Consider the following 13,400-nt stretch of genomic DNA (forward strand, 5'->3'; position numbering starts at 1 on the left):
CAGGATTTGCAAAGGTCTCGCGTTTCCTTTCCGCATTCGGGATCTTTTATTGGGCTTTAAATAGTGAGCAGAAAACTAACCATTGGTTAACCATGCTGGTTGATGCTGCGCGCATGAACCGGGTCATCTGTCTTTTTATTCTGCTGCTCGCCGCGTCCCCGGTTTGGCCGGGCGCTTGGCTGCGCGAGAAGGATCAGGCATTCACCGCAGCCTCGGTAACCGCGTTTAAAGACCCCAATGGCATGTATGATTACAAAACTGCCTTCTATGCAGAATTTGGGTACAGGCCCGGCCTGACAATTGGGCTGGATATCGAGGAGAACCGAGACCTCTATGGCCATGCGCTTATGTTTGCCCGCCTCCCTGTCGCCGATTTCGGCAACAGGGGGCGTTTTACCGTTGAGTTCGGGGCTGGTGCTCATCACAGGTATCGAAACGCCTGGGCGCTGTACAAGGTGACCCTATCTTATGGCAAAGGGTTCCAGACCGGCTGGGGAAATGGCTGGGTGGCAGTAGATACTGCCGTTGAAAATCGCACACATGATGCGGTGTTTCGCAAGCTGGACTTCACGGCGGGTTTGTCTGCAGATCGGCTGCTGAATCCTCTGATTCAAGTCGAAACAGCTTATACTCCTGACAGACCGCTATTTTGGAAAGCACGCCCTTCAATCATGATCCGCCCACAAGACAGTAGGATCACATGGGTTCTGGGCCTTGAACGCAATCAGGCCCGCACTGATACGGGCCTGAAACTTGCGCTGTGGAGTGAATTCTGAACAAAGCGAACCAATTACGTCAAGTACGGCTCGCCAACATTTGGTTAGCGCTCCATTCGGATTATTGCTGAGACTTCGCCGCTTACAGACTCGGGCCAGCGTAGGTTGATGGCATCCTTTTCCGCACCCTTTTCCAACTCTGCGTAAGGGGTGCCAAATGTGGTCGAACCAAAGACCGTTTTCAAAGGTCCTAAAACGGAGACCGCATCGCAACTGCGCGCAAAGCCGTTGAAGGGTAATCCACCAGCAGTCTGAACCGCCCAAACACTGGAGGCCGAGCTTTGCGTGTGCCGAACGCGCAATGGGTTGGCAACCTTCGTTGTGACCCCGTGGAAGGTGTTGTTCTCAAACGTCACGTCCCGGTGTGCAAGTTGGTTAAGATCAGCAAAAGTGGTGTCCACCCGTTCCGCACGATCAATATTTCCGCTCGTTGAGCGGAACTTGTTCCCGGTCACCACGACGCCGTTCAGGAAATGCCCAGCCCCGTGCGGACGGATGACGAGACAGCTAAACCAAGGGGCAACCTCGCTCGAGTAGAAGATATTGTCGGTGATAGCCATTGAGCTGAACGAGAACCCGGCAGTGTAAACTGGGTCAGCATCCCGTTCATTGGTCCATTCCACAAAACAGTTATCGACGTAATTCTCAGAGATGGTCGAGCTGTTGTACGTCCCGATCATGATCAGGCCAGCGCTGCGAACACCTTGCGGGATGCTGTCACCTTGGAAAAAGTGATTGCCCAGGATCATATTGTTCGTCCCGCCCAGAACAGCAAAGTGCAGGAACCGGACCGCTCGATTGTGGCGCAGCTTTACGTCATTGGCCGTGGTGTTCAGAGCAATGGACTTACGATCCGAAACGTTGAAACTTTCTTCTGTCGACAGGAATTGGCAATTGTCGATCAACATACCCTGACAGCCTGTCCCGATCGAGGTGATCCCGCGGTCCTTGGGGCGGCTGATGAAACAATTCGAAATCGCAAAGGTGCTGCCTGACGGGGCCAACCGGATACCGCTGCTTCGGCCATTGCACTGAAACTCGATCTCTTCCATCCCGAATTTTCGCAGCGTGCTGAAACCGCTGAAATCCAGCAGGTATTTGAAGGACTGAAAGGTGAAGGTCTGTGTACCAGAGGCATCATAGATCGGCGCATTCAGCGTGATCTCACCCGCGCCTTCGTTTTTGGAGAGGACATAGATCTCGCGTCCAACCCCGCTACCCTGCACCAGCGCACCAACCGGAATGTTGGCTACGTTGGCTACGTTGGTCAAACGGGTTGGATCGGACGGGTTATAGGTTGCGACCGAAGTGAATGTCTCGGTATCCCAGGCTGGGCTACTTTTGACGTCGAACTGTCCATTGCGGATCACGCGCCGAGTGGAAAAGCCGCTTTGTCGGTTTGGGGCGGCCGCGGCCATGTCGATAGGCTCTGAGACCGACACTTTGCGTCCGCCCATGTCCAACGACTCGTGGTCCGAGTTATTCAGCAGCGCCTGAAACGCCTTTTTGAACGCCAGCATTTCATCACCGAAGGCGTTGATATAGGTTGGTAGGTCAAAATTCTTGGTCAGCAGCAACATCTTGTCGTCGGGCATTGTAACGGTGCCCTCAAAATCCATCTCGGATGTCATCGACGTGTTTTCCGCCAGAAAATATGTGCCATACGGCACAAAGACGCGTCGTCCATTCGCGGCCTGATCCGCTGCCTCAAACGCGGTCGAGTCATCTGTGACGCCGTCGCCAACAGCTCCGAAATCACGTACATCGACCAAACTGATCAAGTTGCGCAGGAATACTCCGGTGACGTCTGTGATCTCGATATCGTCGACCCGGATCACCGCCCCGTTCGCGCCGTCGACATCCAGACCAAAATGCCCATACAGTGCGTCGACACCCCATGGCATATCCACGCCGGGGCGCTGACCAGTACCCACAATGGCCGTGATCTCATGCACCGTGCCATAACCGGAAAGTTGCGTTGCAGGGCCCTGTTCGACCACACCCACGACCTGCACGTCTCCGGCGCCGCCAGCCCAACCGGCAATGCGTACTTCGGGCAACGGACCGCTGATGGCTTTCACCCGCGCCTTGATCTGCAAATAGCACCCCGGCAGCAGCGGCGTCTGCCCCATATAGCGAAGATGTTGGGTGGCTTCGACCTTCAGGATTTCAAGGCACCCACCGAAATCCGCATCGGCCGGAACGAAAGCGCCAGTACCCGATCCGTCATAGGTGGGCGAGCCCGGTGTCCCGTCGCTGCTGGACCACACATTCAGGCCATTTGCAAAAGCAGGCGGCATGAAAACGATGCCGTCGGTGATTGCCTTGTTCATGTAAAATCCCTTTCCCAATCGCGCCGCATCAGCGCGCATAAACGCAGTGCCCAGAGACGCCGCCCCAAACGCAAAAGCCTGAGTACCGAAAAGGAATTAACCGCCGCTCATGTCACCGTGACGGTGGTGTTGCATCAGGCGGTCGGATCAGAGTTGCCCAGCAGCTGCACTCCGTTGATTTTCCATCCGTTTTCCAACGGCACCATCTGATAGTCGAGTATATGCACCCGGCCCGTACCGTCGGTGATCATGACCTTCTGCCACAGCGAGCCCGCCACTTCACGCAGTTCCAGAAACCGCACATCTGCGGGCCGCCAGACCATCGGATAGCCGCGTTTGACCATCACCCCAAAGGTCTCGGGCGTCTGGAAAAGGCGTTGGATATTGGGGCTGGCAAAGGTGAAAGCGGTGTCAAAATCATCCACCTTGAAGGCTTGTATCTGCGCCGAAATATTCGCCTCAATCTCATCACTCTGGGCAAACGCGCCCGAGGCCAAACCGACGCTCAGGGATAAAGCAAGCAATAAACGACGCATGGGGCTACCTCCTGTTGAAAGAGTAGCCCCACGCGGCATCAGATCAAATCAGACCAGTTCTCCGGCCAGTGCCTTGTCGATCAATGCGATGGTCTCAGGCACGCCATAGAGCGCGATGAAACCACCGAACCGCGGGCCTTGCGAAGCGCCCAGCAGCACCTCGTAAAGAGCAGTGAACCAGCCGCGCATCGGGTCGAACCGCTCGCGTCCAATGGAGTAGACCACCGATTGTAGCGCCTCATCCTCGACCGGGCCGTCATAGGCCTCAAGCGCGGCTTTCAGTGCCTCCAGCGCCTCGCGCTCTTGGTCGGTCGGAGCGCGATGCTGACGGGTCGGTTTGACGAAATCGTTGAAGTAACGCACAGCGAATCCCGCAGCCTGATCCAGATCTGGATGCGTCTCAGCCGTGGCCTCTGGGGCGTAACGGCGGATGAAGCCCCACAGCGCCTCTTTGTCCTCGGCACCCGAAACCGAGGCCAGGTTCAGCAACATCGCAAATGGCACCATCAGCGTGGACTCGGGTACTTTGCCGCCATGGATGTGCCAGACCGGATTGTTCAACTGGGCCTTCAATTCCTGCCCCGGATAGGCACGCAACTGCTGATGGTACTCATCATACGCTTTGGGGATCACGTCGAAATGCATCCGCTTGGCCGTCTTAGGCTTTTGATACATGAAATAGGACAGGCTCTCGGTCGGAGCATAGGTCAGCCATTCGTCGATCGAGACGCCATTGCCCGACGACTTCGAGATCTTTTGCCCGTTCTCATCCAGAAACAACTCGTACGAGAAATGCTCGGGCGCTCGGCCACCCAAGGCCCGGCAGATCGCATCATAGATCTTTTCGTTGGTGGCGTGTTCTTTGCCGTACATCTCGAAATCAACACCCAGCGCCGCCCAGCGAGCCCCGAAATCCGGCTTCCACTGCAGCTTGACGTTGCCGCCGGTGACGGGAACGGTCCACTCCTTGCCCGTCTCATCGTCAAAGGTCACGGTGTAGGTCTCGGCACAGACCTTTTTCATCGGTACATACATCACCCGTCCGCTTTCGGGGTGCAGCGGCAGGAAGATCGAATAAGTCTGCTGGCGCTCTTCCCGCAGGCTTTTGAGCATGATCGCCATGATCTCTTCATAGCGTTCGACCGCACGTTTTAGAACCTCATCAAACTGCCCGGACTCATAAAATTCTTTGGCCGAGTAGAACTCATACTCAAACCCAAACGTGTCTAGAAACCGCCGCAGCATCGCGTTGTTGTGCTCACCGAAGCTGTCGTATTCACCAAACGGATCAGGCACCGATGTCAGCGGGCGTTGCAAATGCTGCTCCAGAATTTCCGGGTTCGGCACGTTGGTCGGTACTTTCCGCATACCGTCCAGATCGTCCGAGAAACAGATCAGCTTGGTCGGAATATCCGACAGCGCCTCAAACGCACGCTTGACCATCGTGGTGCGAGCAACTTCGCCAAAGGTGCCGATATGCGGCAAGCCCGAGGGGCCATAGCCGGTTTCGAACAGCACATAGCCTTTCTCCGGAGCGCCCTTTTGATAGCGTTTGAGCAACCGGCGCGCCTCTTCAAAAGGCCAGGCCTTGGACGACATCGCGGTTTCACGCAGTTCAGACATCAGATTTGCTCCATCGGGAAAAACAGCGCCGGCCGCCCTTTGCAGCCGACCGGCCCCTCCTATTGTGCCGGTGCAGCATGAGTCAATAAACTGCGGGGTTTTTCCTTATGGGAAGGCCGATTTACGCGGTCAACTGGTCCAGTTTGGCGGCCCAGATGAAGTCATTCTCGCTGAGGCCGCCGATTTCATGGGTGGTCAGTTTAACGTCCACATAACCCCAGCCGAACGACACATCCGGATGATGCCCCTGCTGATCGGCCAGCCAGGCGCAGAGATTGGCCAGATAGGTTGCCTTGGCGAACCCTTTGAACTTGTAGTGACGGCTGAGTTCTTTAGCCCCTGCGTCCAGCTTCCAGTCGGACGAAAGCTCGGCCATGTGGGTGTTTGCCTCGTCCCGGGTCAAGGCCGGCACTCCTCCGGAACAGGGCACGCAGGTGCGGTCTGAAAGGCTGCAGGTTTCTCCTGATGTGGTCATGATCCGCTCACTCCGCTGCAGTTGCTTTTTCGGGGAACTTGTTTGGCAGCAACCCAAGGGACTGTGCTTGGCGCACATCCGCCAGCAGATCACGATCCGCAGCTGCAAACAGTTCCTCGGGCGAGTTTAGCACGAAATAGCCCATCTGTTGCATATCGATCCGATAGGGCGTACGCAGGATCGTCAGGATATCGAACGGATCACGGTCAGGAATGTCGCTTTCCACCGCATAGACAAGTTCGGTTGGCGAAGATGCAAGCCCGGACCCCAGCGCCTTGATCTTTCCGTCCTGCCGACGCAGCCCGAACTCGATCGAGAACCAATAGAGACGGATCAGCCAGGAATAATCCTTGTCGCCCGCCTGTACCCCGGCCTTGCCAATGGCATGGCTGAAGGCTGCAAAACGCGGATCGCTCAGCAAGGGCGTGTGGCCGAAGATTTCATGAAAGATGTCGGGCTCCTCAATGTAATCGAAATCCTCGCGCGATCGGATGAAGGATGCAGCTGGAAATACCCGGTCGGCCAACATGCCAAAGAAAGTTTTGAACCCGATCAGCGCAGGCACCGGCTGCACACGCCAGCCGGTCATGTCCATCAGCCGCTCGGAAATATCCGCACAGGAGGGCACGCAGGTTTTCGGCAATTCCAAGCGCTCCAATCCGGCCAGATAGTCCCGTGCCATGTAACGCTGTACATTTTTCTCTTGGGCAGCATAGAGATCAGCCCAAACTGCATCCTCTTCAGGTGTATAGGCAATATGGCCGCGTTCATCCGCCAATTTGGCGACATATTTGGTCGACTTTGGCATATCCATTCCTCCTTAGAGAAAAGTATAGCCCGCGTCTCCTGATGATTTTGCTTTGGATCATCATCGCTTTTAGAGTAATTTGGCAAATATATCTCGCAGGATCATCTTTTGTGAAACAAACTCTTCAACCCGCTGACATCTCCATCCTTCAGGAACTTCAGACAGATGGCCGCTTGTCGATGCAAGAGCTTGCAGACCGCACCGGCCTGTCAGCATCGCAATGCTGGCGGCGTGTGCGCGATTTGGAAGCGTCCGGAGTGGTGTCCGGCTACATTGCGCAGGTTCGCGCCAAATCCGTGGGGTTGGACGCTATCGCATACGTCCACGTGGCGCTACGCGACCATCAAGAGGACAGCATCACCTCATTCCTGCGCTTGGTTGAGACCGAACCACAGATCGTCGAATGTGCCTCGATCACCGGAGATCACGACTTCATCCTGAAGGTCTACGCCAAAACGCCCGAAGACCTGGAACATTTCATTATGCAGCGGTTGCTCAAATCGGGGCTTGTTCGCGACACGCGCAGCAATTTTGTGCTGCGTCAGACCAAAACGCGCGGGCCGTTGCCGATTCTATGACCAGGCATCTGGAAAATCCGTTGAACCTGCCCGCCAGCCCTCCTATCGTGCCGGTGCAGAAAAGCCCAATCAGGACAAAACCATGACCGAACAAGTACCCCACCCGATGTCCCCACAGGATTGCCTTGTCGCGATCATGGTTGCGGTTTCTGCGTCGGATGAAACCATCCGCACGGCCGAACTGGTCAAGATCGAAGGCGCGGTCAACATGCTGCCGGTCTTTGCCGAATACGACATCGACCGCACACGTCGAGTGTCGCAGACTGTGTTTGACCTATTCGAGCAAGAGGACGGGCTGGACGCCCTGTTCGGCCTGATCCGTGATAACCTGCCCGAACGGTTGAACGAGACCGCCTACGCATTGGCTTGCGACGTGGCGGCCGCAGACGGTTCCCTAGCAGAAACTGAACTGCGTCTGCTGGAAGAAATCCGCTATGAACTGAACATCGACCGCCTGCACGCCGCAGCTATTGAACGCGGCGCTCGGGCACGTCACACGACCTAATCCTAGCTACCCTGTAACGTTCCCCAGCGTTCGATCAACGCGCGTTGCAGCTTGCGCGACCTACTGTTCCAACTGCGCGCGCCCTCCGGACGTTCGCGCAGTGCGCGGGGGATGGTCGCGCGATGATCCACATCGGCGGTAAAGATGGCAAAGGCCAATTCCGAGCCATCAGGCGCGGTTATGAATCCGCCAAGTCCCGACACGAAATTCAGCGTCCCGGTCTTGGCGTCCACCTTTATAGGATGATCTTTGACCGGGCGGCCCTGACTATCAACCAGAGTGAATTTTTTCAGCAGCGGCCGCAATGCCCCATCCTTCCGCGCTGCAACCAGCACAGTCACAAAATCCTCCGGAGCCACACGCGAAGCATCCCCGAGCCCCGAGTGGTCCACCATCGCAATTCCGGTCGCCCCATAGGTCTCACTCGCCCAACGGTTCATTTCCGCTGCGGACTCTGAAAGGTTCTGAATGTCCGCAGCACGCACTTTCGACGCCATCATCCCGACCATTTCCGCCGTCACATTCGTCGAGTATTTCAGCATTCCGCGGAGGATGCTCTCAAGTGGGTCGCTTTGGTGCACCACCAGAACAGTCCCCTGCGGCGCTTCCCGCGTGATCTGCACGCGGCCCAGTACGATACCGTTAGACCGGGCCAAAGTCCGGAAAACATCACCCGCATAAAGCGCGGGCTTGCGCACCGGCAACCATCGTGCGCCGCCCTTGCCCAACGCACCCCTCGCCACTGTCCAACGATCCTGCCGCGCGCTCCGCTGGTATGTGTAGATTGGCAAACTCCGTTTTTCGACCCGCATAGACGCCATATCGACCGACGGTGTGTATCGGGCAGTACGAGCATCCATAGAAACGTTGTAATCGGTTCCCGCACGTTTCCATTCGAAATGCACGCGATTGAAATTCAACGCGATGCCGCTGATGGCCGGGCTGTAACCCAGATGATCCGGTTGCCCCGGATCAATGCTGAATACATATGGCAACGCCCCGTCATAAACCTTGAACGACCCGCGTACCTCGGTAATGCCCGCCTCGCGCAAGTTGGCGGCCATCGTCGCCAGATCATCGGTGTCCAGTAGAGGGTCTCCGCCCCCCACAAGGATCAGATCACCCTCCAGAATACCGTTCACAATCGGACCATCCGCCATCAACGCGGTTTCGAACCGATAATCCGCCCCAAGAACATCCAGCGCATAAAGCGCGGTCAGCGCCTTTGCCACACTTGCAGGCGGCAGGCCTTGATCACCGCCAAATGCCTCAAGCTGAGCACCGGATTTCACATCTGCGACCGCAAAGGCAACCTCGCCTCGTAATCCTGCTGCGTGGATTAAGCGCTCGGCCCCGCTTGGAATATCCCCACGCAGCTGCGGACGCAACGATTGCAACGGTGCATCTGCCAAGGCCGCGCGTGACACAACCGAAGCCCCAAGACCTGCAAGAAACAAACGACGCGAAACAAGATCAACCATGGGTCAATTAAAATCCCAGAGATCACAGGCAAACAACCATCGAATGGGATTATGCGCCCATGGGGGCTATTCAGGCAACACCTCATCGCCCCATCCGCCGCGCGTCCTGATCTCGGTCGAGCTGACATCAACCATCGGTACATTCACAAAACACCAGGCCGGAGCATGCGCCCGCCCAAGCAGATGCCGTGCATGTCCATCGATGCGGTATTTGCCGTATAACCGCGCCGCAGGCGACATCCGCGCCGAAATCCGGTCCCCCGGCCGCGCCACCACGCCTACCGGCACGCTGTCCATGATCAACCGCCAGTCTTTCCACTTGTGAAATTGTGCCAGATTGTCGGCCCCCATCAACCAGACAAACCGCACCTGCGGGTACAACCGCTGTAAGATTGCCAACGTATCCGCCGTTGCACGCGTTCCCGTCTGCCTCTCGATATCCGTAATTTCGACCCGAGGATGACGCATCACTTCACCTGCCGCACGCAGACGCTTCGCCAACGGAGCAGGCCCCTTCACCTTGAGCGGGTTTCCCGGTGACACCAGCCACCAAACCTGATCCAGCCCAAATGCCTTCATCGCTTCCGACGTGACATGCACGTGCCCCTGATGCGGTGGGTCAAATGACCCGCCGAACAAACCAATGACTTGTCCAGGTCTTGCATAAGGGATCGCGCTTCGAAACATCCTTTGCTGATGTTCAAAGAAATTAACGCTTGTCAATCACATAGGAACGGTGATCACGCCACAGCAGGTAACATGTTTAACTGATCAGACACTTCTCACAGTACATCCCGCCTGGTTCAATCGGTTCCGTTTGGGGGCCCCAAGGCCAATCTCAACCCCGAGGTCAACGAATAGGCCAAAAGGCAGCAAAAACCGAACAATTTCAGCCCGTCCTCGATAACTACGCGATACTCGCCAAAATGGTGCTCAAAAACTGTATCAATCACGATGGAGCCAACAAAGAACAGGGCCGTTGCCGCCAAGAAATTATTTTCGAACCAACGCTGCCAATACCAACTGAGGCATGCGATCGCGCCTAGGCTGGTCGCATAGAAGACGACAAACTTCCTTTGATGGGACTCATGCAATCGGAACAGATCGTCCAGCGTTATGACAGTTGCAAAGCAGAATCCAAGCAAACACAAAAGCACGCCGCCATCCAGTTTCCCAACGGTCAAAGCACGTTGAATGGCTGCAAAACCAAAGATTGCAGCGGCGGCCATAGTTATCAAATTACCCAATAACGACACTGCGCCGACTTCAGAACCGCAACAATCGGCGATACTACCGGTCCTGTTTATCCTCCGAGTTACAATATTGAGCGGGTCGCGCAAAAGATCACCCGGCTCCCACCATGGCTGCGCGACGGTTGCAATCATCACGACGAGAGGCAGCCCAAACGCGATTGTGGCGAGGCACGCAATCAACCATCGTGGATGTGCATTTCTGCTAGGCTCTACGACTTCATTCGGAACGAAATCCCGTTCGACCAGGCGCCAGAAAAAGACGACGCACACAGCCGAAATCGACACATACAGCCAAGTCCTTGGGGAGAAATTTAATAAAGGCAAGCCCTGCTTTGACAGGATCGCTGCCAACATTAACAACACAGGAATTCCAATTAACGACGATTGTAGGATACGCTTCACTCATTACTCCTTGAACAAAACCGAACTCCAAAAGTCTCAAAATACCAAGCGGACTTTGGCCAAGTATATCACCAAGAGTTAAAAGCACTACTTTGTTTGTCTGCAGCTTGCGGCGACCCTGGCCCCTTCATATTCTAAAGCATCTCAGACACGTGCCCTGATGTAGCTGATCAGAAGATCAGCGTAACAGCCCGATGACTTACCCAGGCAGTGCTCATGGGGTGTTGCAACTCTCTGTCCAATTCTGACTTGCGGAACCGAGCGTCGTTATCGATCAATAGGACGGACCGCATCGCGCAATCGAACGCGCCCCGGCCTGACGACTTCAGCGCACCATCCGCCATGTCCACGCACGGCGGAATACCCTCCCTTGCCCAGCGCCTCCTCCATCCGGCTGCAGGGCGCACAAATGACGGTAAAACGCAAAATAGCTTCGCCCACCTGCACCTCGCGTCCTTTGAGCGCTGCCAGATTGATCCCCGAAACCACCAAGTTACGCCGCAGGATTTCAGGCGCGACCGGTCCCCGCCCCAGATAGCTCCCAATCGCGGTCAAATGCTCCTGCTGAATCAAAGTCACCGCCCGCTTGCCCGCACGACTACGGTCGCCTTCAAGGCCGTCTGCGGAGATCATGGCTTCCTCTGTAACCTCAATCCCAGCCCGCCGGTCCGGCCGCAAGCCGATCCACGCTACCCGCCCGGGCTGCGCCCAGCCTGCAATCAACTCTGACAATGTGGGCAAACCGTCCCCCTTATCCGACACATACAATTTACCCCGTGCGGGCCGCCTGTAAAAATCACAAATCCACCAGCTTGCCCCGACCGTCCCGCTCGGATATCCAGCGTTTCAACCCAATTTCCCGACCCAGAGGACGCGACATGGCCGCCTATCAATATGTCTACCACATGCAGGGTGTCTCCAAGACCTATCCCGGTGGCAAGAAATGCTTTGAAAACATCCACCTGAGCTTTCTGCCCGGCGTGAAAATCGGTGTCGTAGGCGTCAACGGCGCGGGTAAATCGACGCTGATGAAGATCATGGCGGGCCTCGACACTGACTTCACTGGTGAGGCATGGGCAGCCGAAGGTGCCAAAGTCGGCTATCTGCCACAGGAGCCGCAGTTAGATGAATCGCTGACCGTCCGTGAGAACGTCATGCTGGGCGTGGCCGCGAAAAAGGCCAAGGTCGACCGGTTCAACGAAATCGCCATGGAGATCGCCGAGAACTACTCCGACGAGTTGATGGAGGAGATGACCACCCTGCAGGACGCGATCGATGCCGAAAACCTGTGGGACCTCGACAGCCAGATCGATGTCTCGATGGAGGCGCTGCGCTGCCCGCCGGACGATGCCAACATCGCCAACCTCTCGGGGGGTGAGAAACGCCGCGTGGCGCTCTGCAAACTGCTGCTCGAAGCGCCCGACATGCTGCTGCTCGACGAACCGACCAACCACCTTGACGCCGAGACCATCGCTTGGCTGCAACAGCACCTGATCGACTACAAGGGCACCATCCTGATCGTCACCCACGACCGGTATTTCCTGGATGACATCACTGGCTGGATCCTCGAACTCGACCGGGGCCGCGGCATTCCTTACGAAGGCAACTATTCCGCATGGCTGGAACAAAAAGCCAAACGGCTTGAGCAGGAAGCGCGCGAGGACAAGTCCAAGCAGAAGACCCTGCAGCGCGAACTGGAATGGATGCGTCAGGGTCAGAAGGCCCGTCAGGCCAAATCCAAGGCCCGGATCAACGCCTATAACGAGCTGGCCGAGCAGTCCGAGCGCGAAAAGCTGACCCGCGCCCAGATCGTCATCCCCAACGGCCAGCGCCTCGGCGGCAAGGTGATCGAGGTCGAGGGCCTGTCGAAACACATGGGCGACAAGCAACTGATCGAAGGGCTGGATTTCGCCCTGCCCCCCGGCGGCATTGTCGGTGTCATCGGTCCCAACGGTGCCGGTAAATCGACCCTGTTCAAGATGCTGACCGGTCAGGAACAGCCCGACAGCGGCACCATCACGCTGGGCGACACGGTCGAGCTGTCCTATGTCGACCAGTCCCGCGACGACCTCAAAGACAACGACACCGTGTGGGAGGCGATCACCGGCGGCGCTGAGATCATCCAGCTGGGCGACGCTCAGGTCAATTCCCGCGCCTATTGCTCCTCCTTCAACTTCAAGGGCGGCGACCAGCAGAAGAAGGTCTCGCTGCTGTCAGGTGGTGAGCGCAACCGCGTCCACATGGCCCGCCTGCTGAAAGAGGGCGGCAACGTCCTGCTGCTCGACGAACCAACCAACGATCTGGACGTCGAAACCCTGCGCGCGCTGGAAGACGCCCTGGTCGATTTCGCCGGCTGCGCCGTCGTCATCTCACACGACCGCTTCTTCCTAGACCGGATTTGCACGCATATTCTGGCCTTCGAAGGCGACGCGCATGTGGAGTGGTTCGAGGGCAACTTCGAGGATTACGAAGAGGACAAAAAGCGCCGTCTGGGACCAGACGCGCTGGAGCCCAAGCGGTTAAAGCATAAGAAGTTTGCGCGGTGAGTGATTGGGTCACCATTATCGGTGCACTAGGCCTTGGATCACTGGCAACAGTGATTACTCAATGGATTCTCACTCGTACGGATA

At 56.6% G+C, this 13,400-nt stretch carries 13 protein-coding genes; 4 read left to right on the forward strand and 9 right to left on the reverse strand.

Annotated elements, in window-relative coordinates; genetic code table 11:
- The first annotated feature begins 92 nt into the window (after nt 1-92).
- Nucleotides 93-776, forward strand: coding sequence for a hypothetical protein (locus tag ACR0D7_RS09280; RefSeq protein WP_480678767.1), 684 nt, complete (start codon nt 93-95; stop codon nt 774-776).
- Nucleotides 777-820: 44 nt separating this feature from the next.
- Here the strand turns inward: ACR0D7_RS09280 and ACR0D7_RS09285 are convergent, their stop codons facing one another.
- From ACR0D7_RS09285 to phhA, 5 genes are all read right to left on the reverse strand, one after another.
- Nucleotides 821-3,109, reverse strand: coding sequence for a glycosyl hydrolase family 28-related protein (locus ACR0D7_RS09285; RefSeq protein ID WP_480678768.1), 2,289 nt, complete (start codon nt 3,107-3,109; stop codon nt 821-823).
- Nucleotides 3,110-3,243: 134 nt separating this feature from the next.
- The gene (locus ACR0D7_RS09290; RefSeq protein WP_480678769.1) at nt 3,244-3,645 is read right to left on the reverse strand and encodes a DUF4864 domain-containing protein; all 402 of its coding nucleotides are present in this window, start codon (nt 3,643-3,645) and stop codon (nt 3,244-3,246) included.
- A 48-nt stretch (nt 3,646-3,693) separates the two neighbouring features.
- Nucleotides 3,694-5,268, reverse strand: a complete 1,575-nt coding sequence (locus ACR0D7_RS09295) for a lysine--tRNA ligase (RefSeq protein WP_480678770.1) — start codon at nt 5,266-5,268, stop codon at nt 3,694-3,696.
- Nucleotides 5,269-5,389: 121 nt separating this feature from the next.
- Nucleotides 5,390-5,743 carry a 4a-hydroxytetrahydrobiopterin dehydratase gene (locus ACR0D7_RS09300; protein ID WP_480678771.1) on the reverse strand — a complete coding sequence of 118 codons (354 nt, stop codon included), beginning with the start codon at nt 5,741-5,743 and terminating at the stop codon, nt 5,390-5,392.
- A gap of 7 nt (nt 5,744-5,750) precedes the next feature.
- Entirely contained in the window at nt 5,751-6,551 is an 801-nt protein-coding gene (phhA, locus tag ACR0D7_RS09305) for a phenylalanine 4-monooxygenase (protein WP_480678772.1), read from the reverse strand.
- 110 nt (nt 6,552-6,661) lie between these two features.
- Here phhA and ACR0D7_RS09310 point away from each other — a divergent pair, with 110 nt between their 5' ends.
- Complete coding sequence (locus tag ACR0D7_RS09310) at nt 6,662-7,129, forward strand: Lrp/AsnC family transcriptional regulator (protein WP_480678773.1); 468 nt, start codon at nt 6,662-6,664, stop codon at nt 7,127-7,129.
- A gap of 82 nt (nt 7,130-7,211) precedes the next feature.
- The gene (locus tag ACR0D7_RS09315) at nt 7,212-7,634 is read left to right on the forward strand and encodes a tellurite resistance TerB family protein (protein WP_170386033.1); all 423 of its coding nucleotides are present in this window, start codon (nt 7,212-7,214) and stop codon (nt 7,632-7,634) included.
- Between the two features lie 2 nt (nt 7,635-7,636).
- On the opposite strand, the gene dacB is transcribed toward ACR0D7_RS09315, so the two are convergent.
- The 4 genes from dacB to ACR0D7_RS09335 all read right to left on the reverse strand — a co-directional run bounded on the left by dacB (nt 7,637) and on the right by ACR0D7_RS09335 (nt 11,511).
- On the reverse strand, nt 7,637-9,115 hold the full coding sequence (dacB, locus tag ACR0D7_RS09320) for a D-alanyl-D-alanine carboxypeptidase/D-alanyl-D-alanine endopeptidase (RefSeq protein WP_480678774.1): 1,479 nt from the start codon (nt 9,113-9,115) through the stop codon (nt 7,637-7,639).
- A gap of 66 nt (nt 9,116-9,181) precedes the next feature.
- Nucleotides 9,182-9,802 (reverse strand): nicotinate-nucleotide adenylyltransferase, encoded by a 621-nt coding sequence (locus ACR0D7_RS09325; RefSeq protein ID WP_480678775.1) that lies wholly within the window; start codon nt 9,800-9,802, stop codon nt 9,182-9,184.
- A 116-nt stretch (nt 9,803-9,918) separates the two neighbouring features.
- The gene (locus ACR0D7_RS09330) at nt 9,919-10,770 is read right to left on the reverse strand and encodes a hypothetical protein (RefSeq protein ID WP_480678776.1); all 852 of its coding nucleotides are present in this window, start codon (nt 10,768-10,770) and stop codon (nt 9,919-9,921) included.
- A gap of 267 nt (nt 10,771-11,037) precedes the next feature.
- The gene (locus ACR0D7_RS09335; RefSeq protein ID WP_480678777.1) at nt 11,038-11,511 is read right to left on the reverse strand and encodes an MOSC domain-containing protein; all 474 of its coding nucleotides are present in this window, start codon (nt 11,509-11,511) and stop codon (nt 11,038-11,040) included.
- A gap of 137 nt (nt 11,512-11,648) precedes the next feature.
- Between ACR0D7_RS09335 and ettA the strand changes: the two genes are divergently transcribed.
- Nucleotides 11,649-13,316, forward strand: a complete 1,668-nt coding sequence (gene ettA, locus ACR0D7_RS09340; RefSeq protein WP_010442471.1) for an energy-dependent translational throttle protein EttA — start codon at nt 11,649-11,651, stop codon at nt 13,314-13,316.
- Nucleotides 13,317-13,400: the final 84 nt, after the last annotated feature.

The sequence above is a fragment of the Ruegeria sp. BB7 genome, assembly GCF_056539365.1.

What these genes read in the sequence shown, in the direction of transcription:
- ACR0D7_RS09295 (WP_480678770.1), bottom strand. Translation starts at nt 5,268, where the DNA reads ATGTCTGAACTGCGTGAAACCGCGATGTCGTCCAAGGCCTGGCCTTTT.
- ACR0D7_RS09280 (WP_480678767.1), top strand. Translation starts at nt 93, where the DNA reads ATGCTGGTTGATGCTGCGCGCATGAACCGGGTCATCTGTCTTTTTATT.
- ACR0D7_RS09285 (WP_480678768.1), bottom strand. Translation starts at nt 3,109, where the DNA reads ATGAACAAGGCAATCACCGACGGCATCGTTTTCATGCCGCCTGCTTTT.
- ACR0D7_RS09290 (WP_480678769.1), bottom strand. Translation starts at nt 3,645, where the DNA reads ATGCGTCGTTTATTGCTTGCTTTATCCCTGAGCGTCGGTTTGGCCTCG.
- dacB (WP_480678774.1), bottom strand. Translation starts at nt 9,115, where the DNA reads ATGGTTGATCTTGTTTCGCGTCGTTTGTTTCTTGCAGGTCTTGGGGCT.
- ACR0D7_RS09325 (WP_480678775.1), bottom strand. Translation starts at nt 9,802, where the DNA reads ATGTTTCGAAGCGCGATCCCTTATGCAAGACCTGGACAAGTCATTGGT.
- ettA (WP_010442471.1), top strand. Translation starts at nt 11,649, where the DNA reads ATGGCCGCCTATCAATATGTCTACCACATGCAGGGTGTCTCCAAGACC.
- ACR0D7_RS09300 (WP_480678771.1), bottom strand. Translation starts at nt 5,743, where the DNA reads ATGACCACATCAGGAGAAACCTGCAGCCTTTCAGACCGCACCTGCGTG.
- phhA (WP_480678772.1), bottom strand. Translation starts at nt 6,551, where the DNA reads ATGCCAAAGTCGACCAAATATGTCGCCAAATTGGCGGATGAACGCGGC.
- ACR0D7_RS09315 (WP_170386033.1), top strand. Translation starts at nt 7,212, where the DNA reads ATGACCGAACAAGTACCCCACCCGATGTCCCCACAGGATTGCCTTGTC.